Annotated in this window: 1 protein-coding gene; it reads right to left on the minus strand. The window is 58.8% G+C overall.

What is annotated here, in order from left to right; translation table 11 throughout:
• On the minus strand, positions 1-510 hold a 510-nt coding region (locus K5E19_RS24050), incomplete at both ends, for a HAMP domain-containing protein (protein WP_221553414.1).

Below are 510 nucleotides of genomic sequence, written 5' to 3' on the forward strand. Positions count from 1 at the left end.
CTCTTCGATGTCCTTGTTGATGGACTCCGCGAGATAGCCGTCCTCTTCGCCCATCATCTCTGTCGCCAGGCGAATGCGCGTCAGCGGTGTGCGCAGATCGTGACTTACGCCCGCCATCAGCAGTGTACGATCGTCTGCCAACTGCTTCAGCCCTGCCGCCATATGGTTGAACGCGCGCGTCACCGATCGCACCTCAGAAGCACCGTATTCGCGTAGCGGCGGCGGAATAATACCTTTCCCCACCTGTAGGGCCGCATGCTCAAGATCGACCAAGGGTCGGTTTTGTATTCGGATAAACAGCCACGCGCCACCTATCGCCATCAGCATGATCGCCAGGGTGTAGCGGAACATCGGCGAGAAATCGCCCTGATGGATTTCGGTCAGCGGGACGCGCACCCAGATATTGGGTGACAGCCAGGTTTTCAGCCAAACGACCGGCGAGCTTTTGTTGACCTCAACGCGCACTTCCGTTGGGCCGCCCAGCTGCTGCGCCATCTGCTGGCTTAAGAA

It is taken from the genome of Enterobacter sp. RIT637 (assembly GCF_019718755.1).
Taxonomy (GTDB): domain Bacteria; phylum Pseudomonadota; class Gammaproteobacteria; order Enterobacterales; family Enterobacteriaceae; genus Enterobacter.